This is a genomic window from Nostoc sp. UIC 10607 (genome assembly GCF_047228265.1).
Classification (GTDB): domain Bacteria; phylum Cyanobacteriota; class Cyanobacteriia; order Cyanobacteriales; family Nostocaceae; genus Nostoc; species Nostoc foliaceum_A.
Map to the genome: position 1 here is coordinate 1 of NZ_JBIQNW010000028.1, position 14,528 is coordinate 14,528.

The following is a 14,528-nucleotide window of genomic DNA, read 5'->3' on the forward strand; positions in this document are numbered from 1 at the left end:
ACAAATCTTATGTTACGTAGATTAGCCCGCAATCATTGTTGCTCGCCTGCTTAATATTTATTTTATAAACACCCTCTAAGTCTTCTTGTTCTGTACCTGGTGAAAGTAATTCAACTACTAAAAATGGATCAATCCCTTCTTGCCAAATGACGTAACTTAAGCGTAGGTCTTGCTGTTGGCTAGCACTAGGTAATCCTAAAACCATGTACCAATCAGGACGTTTGTACCATAAAGGATGGCGAGGATCATAGTAAATATTTAAGTCACTAGCAAGCAAAATTTCTTCAGATGGATAAGTCAGAGGCTGACAAGTCTCACTGAGCAAATCCGCCTGAATGCGGTGAAATTCATCTGGCAAACCTGATTCCCCTACTAATTCACTGGGTAAATCATACATCGTAGGCATGGTTTCTTGTGGCGGACGGGGTGGATCTGTTTGATACATGACTACTACCTTTGTTGCTTAACTCAAGTTATCTGGATTAACTCCTAACGATCGCATCTGTTCTTGTTCCAAACGCTATTGCGACTTACCTCCTTCTACACCTAAATACAGCGTAAGCAGATCGCTCCAACGCCATCCTCGCGCATTTGGTGTAATTTATTGATACTTGTTACCTACCAATTCAAAACCCACAAATTCCTAATTCTCCGGCAAAAACAAAAAATATTCTGGTGTGTGAAATCGATTTTCATAGAGGTTTTTCTTCAAATTTCGGTCAATATCAGCCGTATTTTCAGAAAGTAATTCAATCATCAAATCTGGATAACGACCATCTTCTTCCCAGATCACCCAGGAATTGCGCGATCGCTTTTCGGTGTCTTTGACCAAAAAAAGTCTGGGCTGCGAAAATCTCGATTTTGCAACTGCTGACGACTAAAATCAATTGTTAGATTCGCACCGATAAAGAAATCATTAAAGTCATGCCACAGCAACTCAAGGAAAGTTACCAGCAGCAGTAGCTGTATATGATGCAACGAACTCTCCATCTCCGGCTCATCACTTAACAACCGAGTTGCATCGGGCATCTGCTGTTCTAGCTGTTGCGCTGTGACCAACATGGGTATGTACCTGTTTGGTTGTTGATTTAATTTTAAGCTGTTAGGTCAGAAGTTAGAAGTTTGGAATTTTCTTCCTTATCTCCACTGAATTTGTGAGAGCAGAGTCACGGATTCCGCTACACTGAGATTTGGTTTATTGCATTGTAATCAGGCATGGAAATCGGACAAAAGGTTAAAGTCTTTCGTTTGCGCGATCGCGTTTCTCCCCCAATTGTGAAAAAACTAGGACAAGTGGGTATTATCCAAGGCTACAAAGTCACCGATGGTGCTGGGATCGGTGTAGTCGTGCTGTTTGATGACAATACTTCCACTTGGTTTTTTGAAGATGAAATCAAACCTGTGTAGTAATAAAGAACTCAAACTCTGGTTTTTCTTTGACTCTGAAGTTTAAAGCACAGGCTGAGAATCTTTGTTGAGTGCTAAGTTGGAGTTGAAAAGACCGGCGGTGAAAATAGGAATCAAGTAATGGCTCTAATATTGACATTTTTGGGCAAAGGCGGCACCGCTCGTACCAAAATTGCGATCGCCGCCGCCAAATTATTGGCAAGTCAAGGCAAGCGCGTACTCCTAGCAGGACAAGCAGAACCAACATTGTCAATTCTGCTGGGTATTCCCATTGCTGCCGATCCCCAGGAAATCGCTCCCAATTTGCAAGCAGTCCAGTTTCAAGCATCTGTACTGCTAGAGCGCAACTGGGACGAAGCGAAGAAACTTGAGGCGCAATATCTCCGCACGCCCATATTCAAAGACGTTTTTGGTCAAGAACTGGTAGTGTTACCAGGTATGGACAACGCCCTGGCCCTGAATGCTATCCGTGAATATGATGCCAGTGGCAAATATGATGCGATCGTCTACGATGGCACGGGTGACTCTTTAACGTTGCGGATGCTGGGTTTACCAGAATCTCTCAGTTGGTATGTCCGGCGATTTCGGCAATTGTTTGTCAACTCCGATTTGGGTAAGACGATTACTGAATCGCCCTTGATTCAACCGCTAATTAGCAGCTTTTTCAATGTCAACTGGACAGCAGATAACTTTGCTCAACCTACGAACCAAGTCAATAATTTCTTAGAAAAGGGGAGAGCCGCTCTTGCTGACCCTAAGCGTCTCGCTGCGTTCATAGTGACCACAGGAGATCCCATTGAGGTAGCAAATGCTCGTTATTTGTGGGGTAGTGCTCAACAAATTGGTTTAACTGTTGGTGGTGTTCTGCTTGTGTCTACCGAGACTAGTGCTAATGTATCAGAAGAATTTATACCTCTACCTGTGAGCGTTGTTCCTGACTCGCCAACAGGTGATTGGCAACCACTGATAGATGCCCTGCCTAACTTTGAAGCACAAGCGTTACAGGCTCCCAAACCAATTGAAATAGACATCCACAATCGTCAGGTACGCTTATTCTTGCCAGGCTTTGACAAAAAGCAAGTCAAACTTACCCAATATGGGCCAGAAGTCACGGTAGAAGCAGGAGACCAGCGACGGAATATTTCCCTACCCCCGGCTTTGAGTGGCAGACCCGTTGCTGGAGCCAAGTTTCAGAATAATTATTTGATAATTTCGTTTTAATTTAGTTAGGAGTTAGGAGTGAAGAGTTAGGAATAAAACAATAATTCATAACTCCTAGCTCCTAACTTCTCGCTCTAAAAAAAAATACGCCTTATGTCAGAATCAACTCCCATTACCCCAGACCCCAACCCATCTGAGGTATTAGACTCAGTGGCAAGTAATCCCAGCGAACAAGCGCTTGCATCTGCCGATCGCAGTGCAAAAACTAGGCAGCTACTGGGGATGAAAGGTGCAGCGCCTGGGGAAACTTCTATTTGGAAAATTCGTTTACAGCTAATGAAGCCGATTACCTGGATTCCCCTAATTTGGGGCGTAGTCTGTGGTGCGGCTTCTTCTGGGAACTATACTTGGACACTGGAAAATGTGTTGAAGGTTGCAACCTGCATGCTGCTGGCTGGGCCATTGATGACAGGTTACACCCAAATCCTTAATGATTACTACGATCGCGAAATTGATGCCATCAATGAACCATATCGCCCCATTCCCTCTGGGGCAATTCCTCTACCCCAGGTAATTATTCAGATTTGGGTATTACTGATTGCTGGTATTGCTTTGGCGTTTGCGCTAGACGTGTGGTCTGGTCATGAATTCCCGACAATTACAGCGATCGCCATCATCGGTTCTTTCATCGCCTATATTTATTCTGCACCTCCCCTGAAGCTCAAGCAAAACGGCTGGCTAGGCAGTTACGCTTTAGGTGCAAGCTATATCACCTTACCTTGGTCTACTGGACACGCTTTGTTTGGCGATCTCAATTCCACAATTGTGATTTTGACAATGTTCTACAGCTTGGCTGGATTGGGAATTGCCATTGTCAATGATTTCAAGAGTGTAGAAGGCGATCGCCAGCTAGGATTAAATTCACTACCGGTAATGTTTGGCATCACCACTGCGGCATGGATTTGTGTAGTGACAATTGACGTATTTCAAGGATTGATTGCAGCTTATCTCGTCAGCATCCATGAGAATTTGTATGCAGCAATACTAATACTGTTAATCATCCCGCAAATCACCTTACAGGATATGTATTTCCTGCGCGACCCGGTGAAGAATGATGTTAAGTACCAAGCCAGCGCCCAACCGTTCCTTGTTCTGGGAATGCTTGTCACTGGTTTAGCGCTGGGTCATGCTGGCATTTAACAGTAAGATAAGCTGTTACGCATTTAATTTGTACATTTACCTGATGACTGTTAACCGTCAACAGTCATCAATCATCAGTTAACGACCATCAAGAGTGTTTATATACTTTAGACGCGCATCAGCTTAGTTAGTGTCTTGACTATACAATGCCACAAGCGAAAACCAAGCTAAAAGGTATATATTGCAAGAGGGAGATTGGATCTTGAGAACCAGGACTTCTGCCCTTGCTGGGAATGTCAGACTAATAGAACTACGGAGACAATAGAGGCTATTCCCGATGAATTGGGAAGCACCGTCCGTCTATAGGTTGGGTAGTTCACCTTATACTTCTATAGTGAGAAGTTAGGAAGTAGGAGTTAGGAGTTAATATACTTCTAACTCCTAGTTTGTATCAGGACATATTGTGTTTAAACTGATATCTTTCCTTATTCATGGGATTCAACCTTTGTTAGTCCCGATTTGCTTTGTCGTTGCTTGGACTGTAATTATTCTCGTTGTTTTGAGTCTCTGGGCGGCGGTGCGAGATAGTGTGACGACAGCCAAGCAAATGCATCAAATCCCCTGTACTGGCTGCCAATTTTTTACCGATAATTACCGTCTTAAATGCACTGTACGCCCATCTACTGCCAATACAGAAGAGGCTATCCATTGTCCTGACTATCAACCGAAGACGAATCCTTATCTGTACTAAAGGGATGAGGGAGCAAGAAGAGAATCATAACTTTTACCTCCTAACTCCCAACTCCTAACTCCCAACTCCCAACTCCTAACTCCTAACCAATCTCTAATAATATCTTTAAAACACCCCGACTCTGAGCGTGTTCAAAAGCCGTAAGACCTTCAATCAGGGGGTAACTAGCATGAATCAGGTGTTGCACATCAACTTGTCCTGTAGCTAGTAGCTGGAGAGCAGAGGGAAAGGGGCCACAACGGGAGCCTATGAGAGTTATTTCATCCACTACTAAAGAAGAAGCATCTATGCTGAGGTTACCAGCATAAGTACTTTTAAGTACAAGCGTACCACGGGGACGTAGGGCGCGGCGGGCGATCGCAAATCCTTCTGGGTTGCCAGTACATTCTACTGAGATATCGAAATATCCATCTTTCACAGAATCAGCTAAACCAGTTTTAATCCCCCGTGCCTCTAAGTTAGCCAGTTTGTCTTGATGACGCCCCACAGCTAAGAGTTCACAGCCAGTTAGAGCTAGTGTCTGAGCAACCAACTGCCCTAGCTTGCCATCTCCAACCACTAGCACCCGGTTATTTGGACGTAATGGCACTTGCTGCTGAATTTCTAAAGCTGCTGCTATAGGTTCGGTAAATGTTGCTACTTCTGTCGGCACATTATCAGGGACGGGATGCAGGTTCTCTATTGGCAAACAGAGATATTCAGCAAAGGCACCGTGGCGGTTGACAATACCCAAAACTGTGCGATTTTCGCAGTGAGTTGGTTGTTCGCTGCGACAAAACCGACAATGCCCACACACAGCGTTGATTTCTCCAACTACGCGTTGGTTAACTAAGTGTTCTGGTCCTTGTTCAACAACACCGACAAATTCATGACCTAAAATACCAGTGTAGGGATAGTAGCCTCTAAGCAGTTCCAGATCAGTGTTACAGATACCCGCACGCAAGACGCGTACCAAGGCTTCTCCCGGTGGTGGTTCAGGAATGGGAATATCCGTGCGTAATTGCAACTGGTTGTTTTCGAGCCAAAGTCCTTTCATTTTTATTCATGTCTTTTGCCTAATATTTTGTCATACCATTTTCAAAATCTTTGCAACATAATCAATCGGCTATAGGGGCGGACATCTGTACGCCCCTACCCAGGTCTATGCACTTGTAGTAAATATGTCTTTAATTTTGGGAACTTACATCAATTTTGCTTAACCAAGTAACCAAGTCATTTGAGTCAAGTGCTATCTCACTTCCTAAGGTTTTGATATAAAGAAGGCCGTCACTAATAATTAAATCTCTAATTGGATACCATGAATCTCGTGTTCTAATCAAAAGTTCCAAGGGAATCCCTAGTCTTGAAGTATACTTGCGATATTTCCACCAAGCTCGCCATAAAAGCACAGATTTAGTACAGTGCATCTCATAGCCTTTGGGAACTTTACAGTATTGATACTGATAGAAACCTCGACTATCTACTTCTCCTTTGAGCAGGTAACTATATTCTGCTAATGCCTGATTTATCGATTCCCATTGGGATGATTTTGGATAAATCAAGAATTCAGATAGGGTGTTAGATAGTTGGGCAGTGGCAATCACGCCTTCAGATTTCGCTGTCAGTTGGTTGGTTTTATACACTGTTTGCGCTGTCAAAGCAGGATTTGACAACAAAACTTCTTTTCTCTGGATAGAGTTTTGTACAAACTCTCGAATTAAATCTAGGTTAGACAACATAAAATTTTTTATACTAAATTAACCAGTGTGATGAAAGCCACAACACTACTTAAATTAATAAGTACACTGATTTTGCACTTAAATCAGGATTATTACCAGCTTTATTTATACTAAATTCTTTGTTTGATTAGGGACTTGTTAAGTTTAATATCGGGTATGCCGCCCACTAGGCTGGTTGACAAAATAACTGTTTTCAGGCCGATGAGCGGCAGATTAAATTAAATTTTTACGCCTTCGAGAAAAGGTTGAAATACCGGAACTAATTCGGGACGACTAACCACAAGCGTGGGAAAAGAGCGATCGCTATAATCTTCTCCCGCTGACAACGGAAACGGCTCTGACTTAAGCGATAACCAGACCCCACCAGCAGCCTGGACAATTACCCAAGCGCCCGCTAAGTCCCAAACTTTTGGTGTCGCCTCAATACCACCTAGAGTAGCCCCAGTAGCAACTGTCAAAAAGTTATAGCTAGCCACACCCAACATGCGGATTTTGCAGGGAAAGCCGTTTTTGATAGCTGCGGTGCTACGAGAACAGAGGTTAAAAAAGTGATTGTTGCTGGGACTATCTATACTAGTGTGGATGGGGTGGTGGTTGAGAAATGCTCCTGTTGGAGTTGCTAAACCAGATGAACCTGCCCAGAAACCATGAAAAGCTTGATTCAAGGTAGGCGCGTAAATATAACCGAAAATGGGTGTACCTCGATACAGTAAACCCAGAGATATTGTCCAGAGGGGAATGCCGCGTGTAAAGTTGGTTGTACCGTCTAGAGGGTCAATTACCCAGCACCACTCAGTACCGGGAAATGACTGATCGCTCTCTTCGCTCAAAATACCGTAACCAGAGAAATTAGAAGCGATCGCATCCCGAATTTCCGGATCTGCCCATTTATCTGCTTGCGTCACCAAACTACCATCAGCTTTTTGGGAAGCCTGTACTTGCCCAAAATCTTGCATTAGCTGCTTGCCCACTCTAGTAGTGGTAGTTTGGGCAAAATCAAGAATTGTTGTCCAAAAATCATTCATTGGTTAATTCTGGCGCAAAGGCTTTCCTGAGCGACGATTAGGTAGATTCGGGTTGGTTTAAATTTCTAGTTTAGTCTAAATCGCTTTCCAAAACCGCAGCGATCGCTTGCTTGGTACTTGTTTGAAATTCTGTGACGTTCACCCGATTCAGAAACCAAATCGACAGCACCATTCCCACGGCTTCTAAGGCAAATACCAATCCATAAGCTAACTCTAAGCTTGGTAGCAGCTTGCGTCCAATATCCAAAACTGTACCTCCGATTACTACTGCGATTCCTCTGGAGAGGGACTGCGCTAATCCCCATGCTCCAATAAATGTACCTGCGGCTTCCGCTGCTGTGAGATCCAACATCAAGCTAATTGCTGCCGTAGTTAAGAAACCTGTGGCTAAACCGAACAAGACTAAACCTAGTTTGAGAACCGCTGCATTAGCTGTAAATCCTGAGATGCCTAATAATATTGCACAGAATGCTACCAACATACAGCCTAGACGTGCAGTTCTGCGCTTACCTAATCGCGGCACTATGAAAAAGCCCGTAACGCCGTAGGCAATCAGTAGACCCGTTCCATAAAAAATATTTAATTTGGTACTTTCCGCTAGGGGCATACCAAAAACTTGACCCGCATAAGGTTCCAAAATCGGGTCTTGCATAAACAAACTGATGGTCATCACCAATAAAAAGGTGAAGAATACACCTGTTTGTGGGCTAGCTGTCAAGATTTTCCAAGCATTGCCTAGAGTAATGCTATCTTCCCGGTTCGCCAGTGTGGAACGGGTTGAGTATTGGGAGTACTTTTTTTCTACGCCGAATGTGGCTGCGATCGCTAAACCAAATACAATTGCTGGGACGATAGTAAACAATCGGTTAATTGCTGGCTGCAAGGTTTCTACAGTTGCTTCTGGCGTTAACTGTTTCAGCAAACTGGCACTAATAATCGCCCCAACAATAATCCCCACCATTAGCATCGACCAAACCACACCAACTACTTTAGAACGGTTATCTTCTTCAGATATATCCACCAACAAAGCAGCAAAGGCAGTACCGCTAGCACAAATTCCTAGACCGTAGACAGCGAAAACTAAAGCCAAAAGCCCTGTCCAGCCGATTGTTTGGGTTGTCCATACCCAAGTACCTGCACTATTTCCAGCAAGATTCATCTGCCACATTACTTGTACAGCTAAAAATGCTGCGATCGCAAATATTGCCGCACCCACCCAAACATAAGCTGTACGGTGGTATCCCCATAACGGCTTGGCATCGGAAATCTGTCCGAACCATACACGCGAAGGAGCAACAAATAAAGGCAGTGCTAGAACTACTGATACCAGCGTCGCCGGAATTGCTATTTCTTGAATCATGACTCTGTTGAGTACCCCCAGAGTCAAAATTGACATCATGCTTAACCCCATTTGAAATAAACCCAGCCGAAACATGGTCAGCAGGTTTACCCTTGGCACAGATAGGGATTTTGTTTTGGTATCAAATACTTCACCGCTTGCCATAGCTACTTTTTTGTATAGTTTATGGAATATAGTCTCTTTAATTAAATATAAACTGTTCAATATTCCAAAAAACTACTAATTTCGGGGCATTAATTTTTGGGTTTGGCAGTAGACACCGCAGCATAACGTACATAAAACTTTTTGGTTATTCAAGGCTTGTTGTGTAACCATAACTAGATTAAACGTGATTGAGCATTAACAGAGGCTAACTGAGATAGTTGCTTGCTTACCCCTGTCTTTGATCACTAAAACTAGTGCCATAGTTGGCGATCGCTATTTAGATGTAGCATTTACCTCCAACTTTTTTGAATTTTACTAAGGGGATCAGGGATATGGAAGAAATATTAAACCAATACTGTAAACAAGATAATCTTGGGCTGCTTCTCCTGAGTATGGCAACTGGTTCGGGTAAAACATACATTGTTCTAAAGTTTATACATTCTAATTACAAGGAATTTGCCAAGCAAAAGAGAAAAATTATATTTATTACTAACCTTAAGAAAAATCTACCTATTGACGAACTTAAAAAACGTTTTATCGATAATGGAAATGAGGAAGATTTTGAAAAATATGTTCTTTTTATTGATTCTAATGTCGACCCTGTTATCAAAAACTTACTAAACCTTGATCAACAAATTCCTGATAAATTTAAAAATAAAATATATTTCCAACTAAAAAAATATATAGAAATGCTCCAACATGAGCAATTACCTAGCGATTTTAAGGAAAACATTAAAACAGATATTCGTAAAAATATTGAGCCAGCATTCCGAGACATTATTAAAAAAACATTGTCAGAAAATTTTAAAACGAAAAAAGCCCGTCTGTCAGCTATAAAAAATAATCAAGATTACCAGTGGATTGGAAAACTTTATCCCGCAGTATTTACAGATGATAAAACTATTTTATTTCTTAGTATAGATAAGTTTGTTGCTCAAAACACAACACTTATTGAACCATCATATTACTTCTCTGAGCGGTTTATTAATAAATCACTTATTTTTATTGATGAGTTTGATACTACCAAAGAAACTGTACTTAAAAATATCATTCAATCTGGGTTAAGAAATCGAGTGGATCTTATTGATTTATTCTTAAATATTCATAATCATCTGATGCAAACCGAATGCCCTGAAGTACTTTTACAAGAATCAAAATGGCGGAAGCAGCAATCTTCAGGTAAAAACTGGCTATCTCTACGAGAACAGATTGAATCATTACGAGAGAAAGCTAATTATATATTTAAAAAATATCAATTACAGCATATCTGTAAATCTCACGATAATTTTTCAACCAAGGAAAGAAACTTTCTTTTTTATGATTATAAATTCCATAATGTGCTGGATCGTAATCAACGTGTAGAGATTATTGGAGATATAAATAGCCGTACAAATTGGATTAATGCTTTTAATATTAAAGATAAAAAAACGGGCATTGACATACAGGAACTACTAAGTACAATTACTGGCTATTTATCATATTTTCAGACAGGAATTAAATATTTAGCCAATAACTATCGCCACTTAAAAGAGGAAGATAAAGGCGGACAGGAAACTTTTCCTTTTAAATTAGCTATTCAGACAGTTCTTAATAATTTTCACCTTAAAGATGTCGAATTTTTAACCCGTAAAATTCTTGAAGATGATTTGCCGTATGGCTTGCAACCCTATCAAGGAACAATCCAAAATCAGACTTTTTATGATAGGGGGTTTCGTTACTATGATATCGTCGATAGTGATGAGCATGATACATTATCAAAAATATATATGTTTAACTTCAGCCGTACACCCGAATCATTTTTGGCTGGAGTTTGCTCAAAAGCTTTGGTAGTCGGTATTTCAGCTACTGCTGGGCTTTATACAAACATCGGTAATTATGATCTTAAGTATCTGAAATCTCGTTTGGGAGATTCATTTATACGTATTAAAGATGATGCTCTTGTTAAACTTAAAAACGCATATAACGAAGCGACTCAAGGATATAATCAAGTCTCTATAAAAACTAAATTTATTGGGACAGATACACAAAAAGAAGCAATCAAACAGTTTGAAGAACTTTTCAATGATCGAGAAGTAGCCCAGGATTTATGGAATACTCTTCGCCATACAATTACTAATGATGATGAGGAGAGTATTGAATTTTCATTTTGCCGTTATGTAAGAGCTTTAACAGCATGGAAATATTTTTTGGATAATCCTGATTGTCATGCGTTCCTTTGTCTTTTTAGTAAATTACCAAAGCCTTCTGACCCAAAGTTCGACCTGCATATATTGCATAAATATGCAGGATTTTTATTGGATAGCCATCAAAATAATATTGATGGTTCTGTGGCTGATACATTCTTTGTGCTTAGTTCAAATAACTTTGAAGCAAATAAAGAAAAACTGCTAAATGAGCTAAAAGATAATAAACGCCGATTTATTATTTCTGCATACCAAACGATTGGTGTTGGACAAAATTTACAATTTCCGGTTCCGTCTGACATAGAGCCAATACATATTAATAGCTTACCCAAGCATTCAAACATGGATATTAACGGGATATATTTAGATAACCCAAGAAATATTCTTGTTAATATATTTGGGAATAATATAAATGATGATGAATTTATAAAATATATTTTTCAATTGGAATTTATTCGTGAGAATGGAGATTTTTCACTAAACCAGTTTAAGAGCAAGCTAGATGAAGCTTTTCATAAATATATAGGAAGATATAAGCCTAGACGAAAGGCTGAAGACTTCATGAGTCTATACAATACAAATGCTTATTCACGTTACTTAAATAAAATCATTATTCAGGCACTAGGCCGAATATGCCGTACCAATATGAAGGCTCCAACAATTCATATTCTTGCTGACGCTTCTATCCGAAAACATTTAATCGGGTTTTCTCTACCAGAAGATGTAATTCCTATTCGTGAATATACTGCTCTCCTTGAATCAGCAGGTGAATCGACTAACCAATCTAAAGATTTAATAGAAGCACAAAACCGTGCATCCCATAAAAGCAATCAAACTGCTGTTTACATACGTCGCCAACTGAGTACGCCGTGGACAAAACAGAGTGTTAAAAAGTGGCAAGAACTAAGAGAACAAGTTCTTTATCAACCAAGTATTGTAAAAGAGTCAGAATGCAATATTAACTGGAATAATATTTACCTGCATTTGCCAAAAGCTGCCGATTCATATTATTTCTCACATGAAAATGACTATGATGATATCGAAGTTTTCTTTTCTGATGACTACGGGAAAAGAGAAGTTAAAGAAGTGAGCGAACAAACTGCCCGTCTTACAGAGTTGATCAAAATCGATACTCTACATAAATTGTTCACTGATTCTAATTGGGCAACAACATTTCCTAAATCTCAACTAATGCTGACCCCTCCCATGTTCAACAATATTTATAAAGGGGCATTAGGCGAAGTATGTGGGAAACATATTTTTCAAATCCTCTTAGATATTCCCTTACTAGAACTGAATGTAGATGAATTTGAACTCTTTGACTTTAAAACAGAGCAAAATATCTATATAGACTTCAAGTTATGGAATGATCAGATTGCAGTAAAAGCTGATGAAATAATTGATAAAATCTGTGAAAAAATGGCGATTGTTGGAGCAGAAAGGGTTTTTGTTATCAACATTCTTGGTTCTTCCAACACTCACTTTCAACCGATTCCATCATTTGGCGGAAAAATTATAGAAGTTCCCTATCTCTGTAAAAATGATAAAATCGATAATTTAGCACTTAAATTTCTTAAAAAATCAAATGATACTCACGCATTACTTCAAAAACTTAGAACTGATCCTAAATTTGCTAGTGTATCTGCAATTGAGGTTAAACCTCAGGCTGTTTATACTGAAAATGATGAATGCATATGTGAAGTAACACTTGCCCGCTTATTAATTAACTCTCTAGGTTCATCACGCTCTAAATTTAAACATCTGCATTTCTCAAATCTGACTGGAGCATTACTTAAAGTCCCTCCATTAACAAATAAGCTTTATGATGCAATTGGTGTTGCTGAAATCACTATTAGTCGTGATGATAGTCAAAACAATGAATTCTTATTGAAAGTTAGCGTAGCCTCTTATCGAAAAAAGGTTTCCATTTTAAAAGAATATAAAGGGACGGCAGAATTAAAAAAAATTCTTAAAAGACCTGAATATGTTTTCCATAGTGGCACAGGAACTCTGAGAAGGTGGCTTCCATCTGATGGTAAAGATACAGATCCTACAAAGTCTTACATACAATGCGGTAAACAAGGTAAAAAGCTTCATACTAATTTCCTTGAGTTTGAAAGTATAGAGAAATTTGAGAAAAGCCGAGCAGGTATTTTGTTTCAAGTTTTCAATAGTATTCAAGAATATCTATCTGAATACATGAGTGTTAATTTTTCCACTCTTGAAATTGATCGCAGCATTGAACTCAAAAATACTTTGCTTAAAAGTCCAAAACAACTTCACTCAAAACTAGATGGTCAGGCAATACATATAGTTGATAAAGTTAATGATGAAGATTCTACTAATTTAGTAATTACACTGAAAGAATTTCTTCTTCCTTATATCACTGATGAAAAACTAATCACCGTCGGGAAACGTGATAAAGAAAACACTCTAAATTTTAGAATTATACATGATGCCGAATTTTATGAAAAAAGCGGGCAAAAGGACGAATACCTCCCTTCAACAGATAAATTTCAGCGGCAACATCTGACAATTGAATCAACTAAAAATGTCTCTAAGCCTATTGTTAAAACAATTATAAAAGAACAGCTTATAAAGCGTGATATTAGTTCTCGAACATTGAACTTGTTTGATTGGGCTAAACTTCAACTCAAAGGAATTTGGACTTTTGCTGCTTGGGATGAAGATACAGACCACGTAATTTTTATGGAAATTCAACCAAATGGTAATTTTGAATTCTACGAAATGGATGGTCAAGATATATTATTTAACTGGCAAAAGTTTGAGAAATATAGAAAATTCATGACAGAGGATAGCTCTGGAGATAAAATCAACACATTAGAAGGCCTTGTTGTTTCTGATGCTGGTGAGATAAATCAGATATTTCTAACCGATGAAATCAGTATTCCTCACCTTTCTAAAATTGAAGCTATTCTTAGGGAAGTCGAAACTGAACTTCCCGAAAACAAGCGAAATGGAAATGAGTTAGCTGATATAGTTGAAGAATTTTTACAAGAACCATCTGACCTTGATATTGAAAAATTTAAATTATTATCATTGGAAATTATAAAAATTGGTAGCCAACCTATATCGAAAGGAGATTTTAAGTCTTTAATCGCACAGTATTTGGGAACAACAAGGAAGGTAGGAGACAAGGATATTGATGTCAGTAGTACAAGTGAGGCTACTCGTTTTAGAGATTACCTTCTCGACCAATATCAAATTCGATTGAAGTTCCCCCAGGATAACCAGAGCAAAGAAGATTTATTCGACGCTTCCCTTAACATAAAATATTTTGGTGAAACCGAAAAAGAAGCTTATTACTTTGTTGGAGACCGAAAAGAAAAGGTGCAATTCTCTTTCAAAGATGCCTGTCATCTTCGTAAAATCGTGGCTGTGGATGACTCAAAACTGATATTCAGACAACTCCTTGAAACTATGGATGTTGATTTTGTCCGCACAGGGCAAAGTACCGTAATCCCTTTTCCATTTAAGTATATTAGGGAGTATAAAAATTTTGGTGTTGCTAAATGACTGTATTAATCAGTATTGATCAACGGCAATAACTCTTAGTTTGACGGATTTTACTTATTTTTCTAACCCCAACACACGGAGAAATATTTTCAAATATACCCA

Annotated in this window: 11 protein-coding genes and 1 pseudogene; 5 read left to right on the forward strand and 7 right to left on the reverse strand. The window is 39.4% G+C overall.

Annotated elements, in window-relative coordinates:
- Nucleotides 1-76: 76 nt before the first annotated feature.
- The 3 genes and pseudogenes from ACEYW6_RS21445 to ACEYW6_RS21455 form a co-directional block, all read right to left on the reverse strand.
- A pseudogene (locus tag ACEYW6_RS21445) lies at nt 77-445 on the reverse strand (Uma2 family endonuclease); the annotation flags it as partial.
- 198 nt (nt 446-643) lie between these two features.
- The gene (locus tag ACEYW6_RS21450; protein WP_412981335.1) at nt 644-832 is read right to left on the reverse strand and encodes a Uma2 family endonuclease; all 189 of its coding nucleotides are present in this window, start codon (nt 830-832) and stop codon (nt 644-646) included.
- Nucleotides 790-1,062, reverse strand: a complete 273-nt coding sequence (locus ACEYW6_RS21455; RefSeq protein WP_412981336.1) for a hypothetical protein — start codon at nt 1,060-1,062, stop codon at nt 790-792. Before ACEYW6_RS21455 ends, ACEYW6_RS21450 begins: the two co-directional genes overlap by 43 nt.
- A gap of 153 nt (nt 1,063-1,215) precedes the next feature.
- Between ACEYW6_RS21455 and ACEYW6_RS21460 the strand changes: the two genes are divergently transcribed.
- From ACEYW6_RS21460 to ACEYW6_RS21475, 4 genes are all read left to right on the forward strand, one after another.
- A complete protein-coding gene (locus ACEYW6_RS21460) occupies nt 1,216-1,407 on the forward strand; it encodes a DUF2862 domain-containing protein (protein WP_190898803.1) in 192 nt (63 codons plus the stop codon).
- Between the two features lie 120 nt (nt 1,408-1,527).
- The gene (locus ACEYW6_RS21465; protein ID WP_412981337.1) at nt 1,528-2,628 is read left to right on the forward strand and encodes an ArsA family ATPase; all 1,101 of its coding nucleotides are present in this window, start codon (nt 1,528-1,530) and stop codon (nt 2,626-2,628) included.
- A 93-nt stretch (nt 2,629-2,721) separates the two neighbouring features.
- The gene (chlG, locus tag ACEYW6_RS21470) at nt 2,722-3,768 is read left to right on the forward strand and encodes a chlorophyll synthase ChlG (protein ID WP_412981338.1); all 1,047 of its coding nucleotides are present in this window, start codon (nt 2,722-2,724) and stop codon (nt 3,766-3,768) included.
- Nucleotides 3,769-4,171: 403 nt separating this feature from the next.
- On the forward strand, nt 4,172-4,459 hold the full coding sequence (locus ACEYW6_RS21475) for a hypothetical protein (RefSeq protein WP_412981339.1): 288 nt from the start codon (nt 4,172-4,174) through the stop codon (nt 4,457-4,459).
- Between the two features lie 82 nt (nt 4,460-4,541).
- Here the strand turns inward: ACEYW6_RS21475 and ACEYW6_RS21480 are convergent, their stop codons facing one another.
- The 4 genes from ACEYW6_RS21480 to ACEYW6_RS21495 form a co-directional block, all read right to left on the reverse strand.
- Complete coding sequence (locus ACEYW6_RS21480; protein WP_412981340.1) at nt 4,542-5,495, reverse strand: MDR/zinc-dependent alcohol dehydrogenase-like family protein; 954 nt, start codon at nt 5,493-5,495, stop codon at nt 4,542-4,544.
- 130 nt (nt 5,496-5,625) lie between these two features.
- Entirely contained in the window at nt 5,626-6,177 is a 552-nt protein-coding gene (locus ACEYW6_RS21485; RefSeq protein ID WP_412981341.1) for a hypothetical protein, read from the reverse strand.
- A 218-nt stretch (nt 6,178-6,395) separates the two neighbouring features.
- Complete coding sequence (locus tag ACEYW6_RS21490) at nt 6,396-7,202, reverse strand: inositol monophosphatase family protein (protein WP_412981342.1); 807 nt, start codon at nt 7,200-7,202, stop codon at nt 6,396-6,398.
- A 70-nt stretch (nt 7,203-7,272) separates the two neighbouring features.
- Nucleotides 7,273-8,706, reverse strand: a complete 1,434-nt coding sequence (locus tag ACEYW6_RS21495) for a BCD family MFS transporter (RefSeq protein WP_412981343.1) — start codon at nt 8,704-8,706, stop codon at nt 7,273-7,275.
- Nucleotides 8,707-9,038: 332 nt separating this feature from the next.
- On the opposite strand from ACEYW6_RS21495, the gene ACEYW6_RS21500 reads away from it, so the two are divergent.
- Nucleotides 9,039-14,426 (forward strand): hypothetical protein, encoded by a 5,388-nt coding sequence (locus ACEYW6_RS21500; RefSeq protein ID WP_412981344.1) that lies wholly within the window; start codon nt 9,039-9,041, stop codon nt 14,424-14,426.
- The last annotated feature ends 102 nt before the right edge of the window (nt 14,427-14,528 follow it).

What these genes read in the sequence shown, in the direction of transcription:
- ACEYW6_RS21480 (WP_412981340.1), bottom strand. Translation starts at nt 5,495, where the DNA reads ATGAAAGGACTTTGGCTCGAAAACAACCAGTTGCAATTACGCACGGAT.
- ACEYW6_RS21455 (WP_412981336.1), bottom strand. Translation starts at nt 1,062, where the DNA reads ATGTTGGTCACAGCGCAACAGCTAGAACAGCAGATGCCCGATGCAACT.
- ACEYW6_RS21460 (WP_190898803.1), top strand. Translation starts at nt 1,216, where the DNA reads ATGGAAATCGGACAAAAGGTTAAAGTCTTTCGTTTGCGCGATCGCGTT.
- ACEYW6_RS21500 (WP_412981344.1), top strand. Translation starts at nt 9,039, where the DNA reads ATGGAAGAAATATTAAACCAATACTGTAAACAAGATAATCTTGGGCTG.
- ACEYW6_RS21495 (WP_412981343.1), bottom strand. Translation starts at nt 8,706, where the DNA reads ATGGCAAGCGGTGAAGTATTTGATACCAAAACAAAATCCCTATCTGTG.
- ACEYW6_RS21490 (WP_412981342.1), bottom strand. Translation starts at nt 7,202, where the DNA reads ATGAATGATTTTTGGACAACAATTCTTGATTTTGCCCAAACTACCACT.
- chlG (WP_412981338.1), top strand. Translation starts at nt 2,722, where the DNA reads ATGTCAGAATCAACTCCCATTACCCCAGACCCCAACCCATCTGAGGTA.
- ACEYW6_RS21485 (WP_412981341.1), bottom strand. Translation starts at nt 6,177, where the DNA reads ATGTTGTCTAACCTAGATTTAATTCGAGAGTTTGTACAAAACTCTATC.
- ACEYW6_RS21465 (WP_412981337.1), top strand. Translation starts at nt 1,528, where the DNA reads ATGGCTCTAATATTGACATTTTTGGGCAAAGGCGGCACCGCTCGTACC.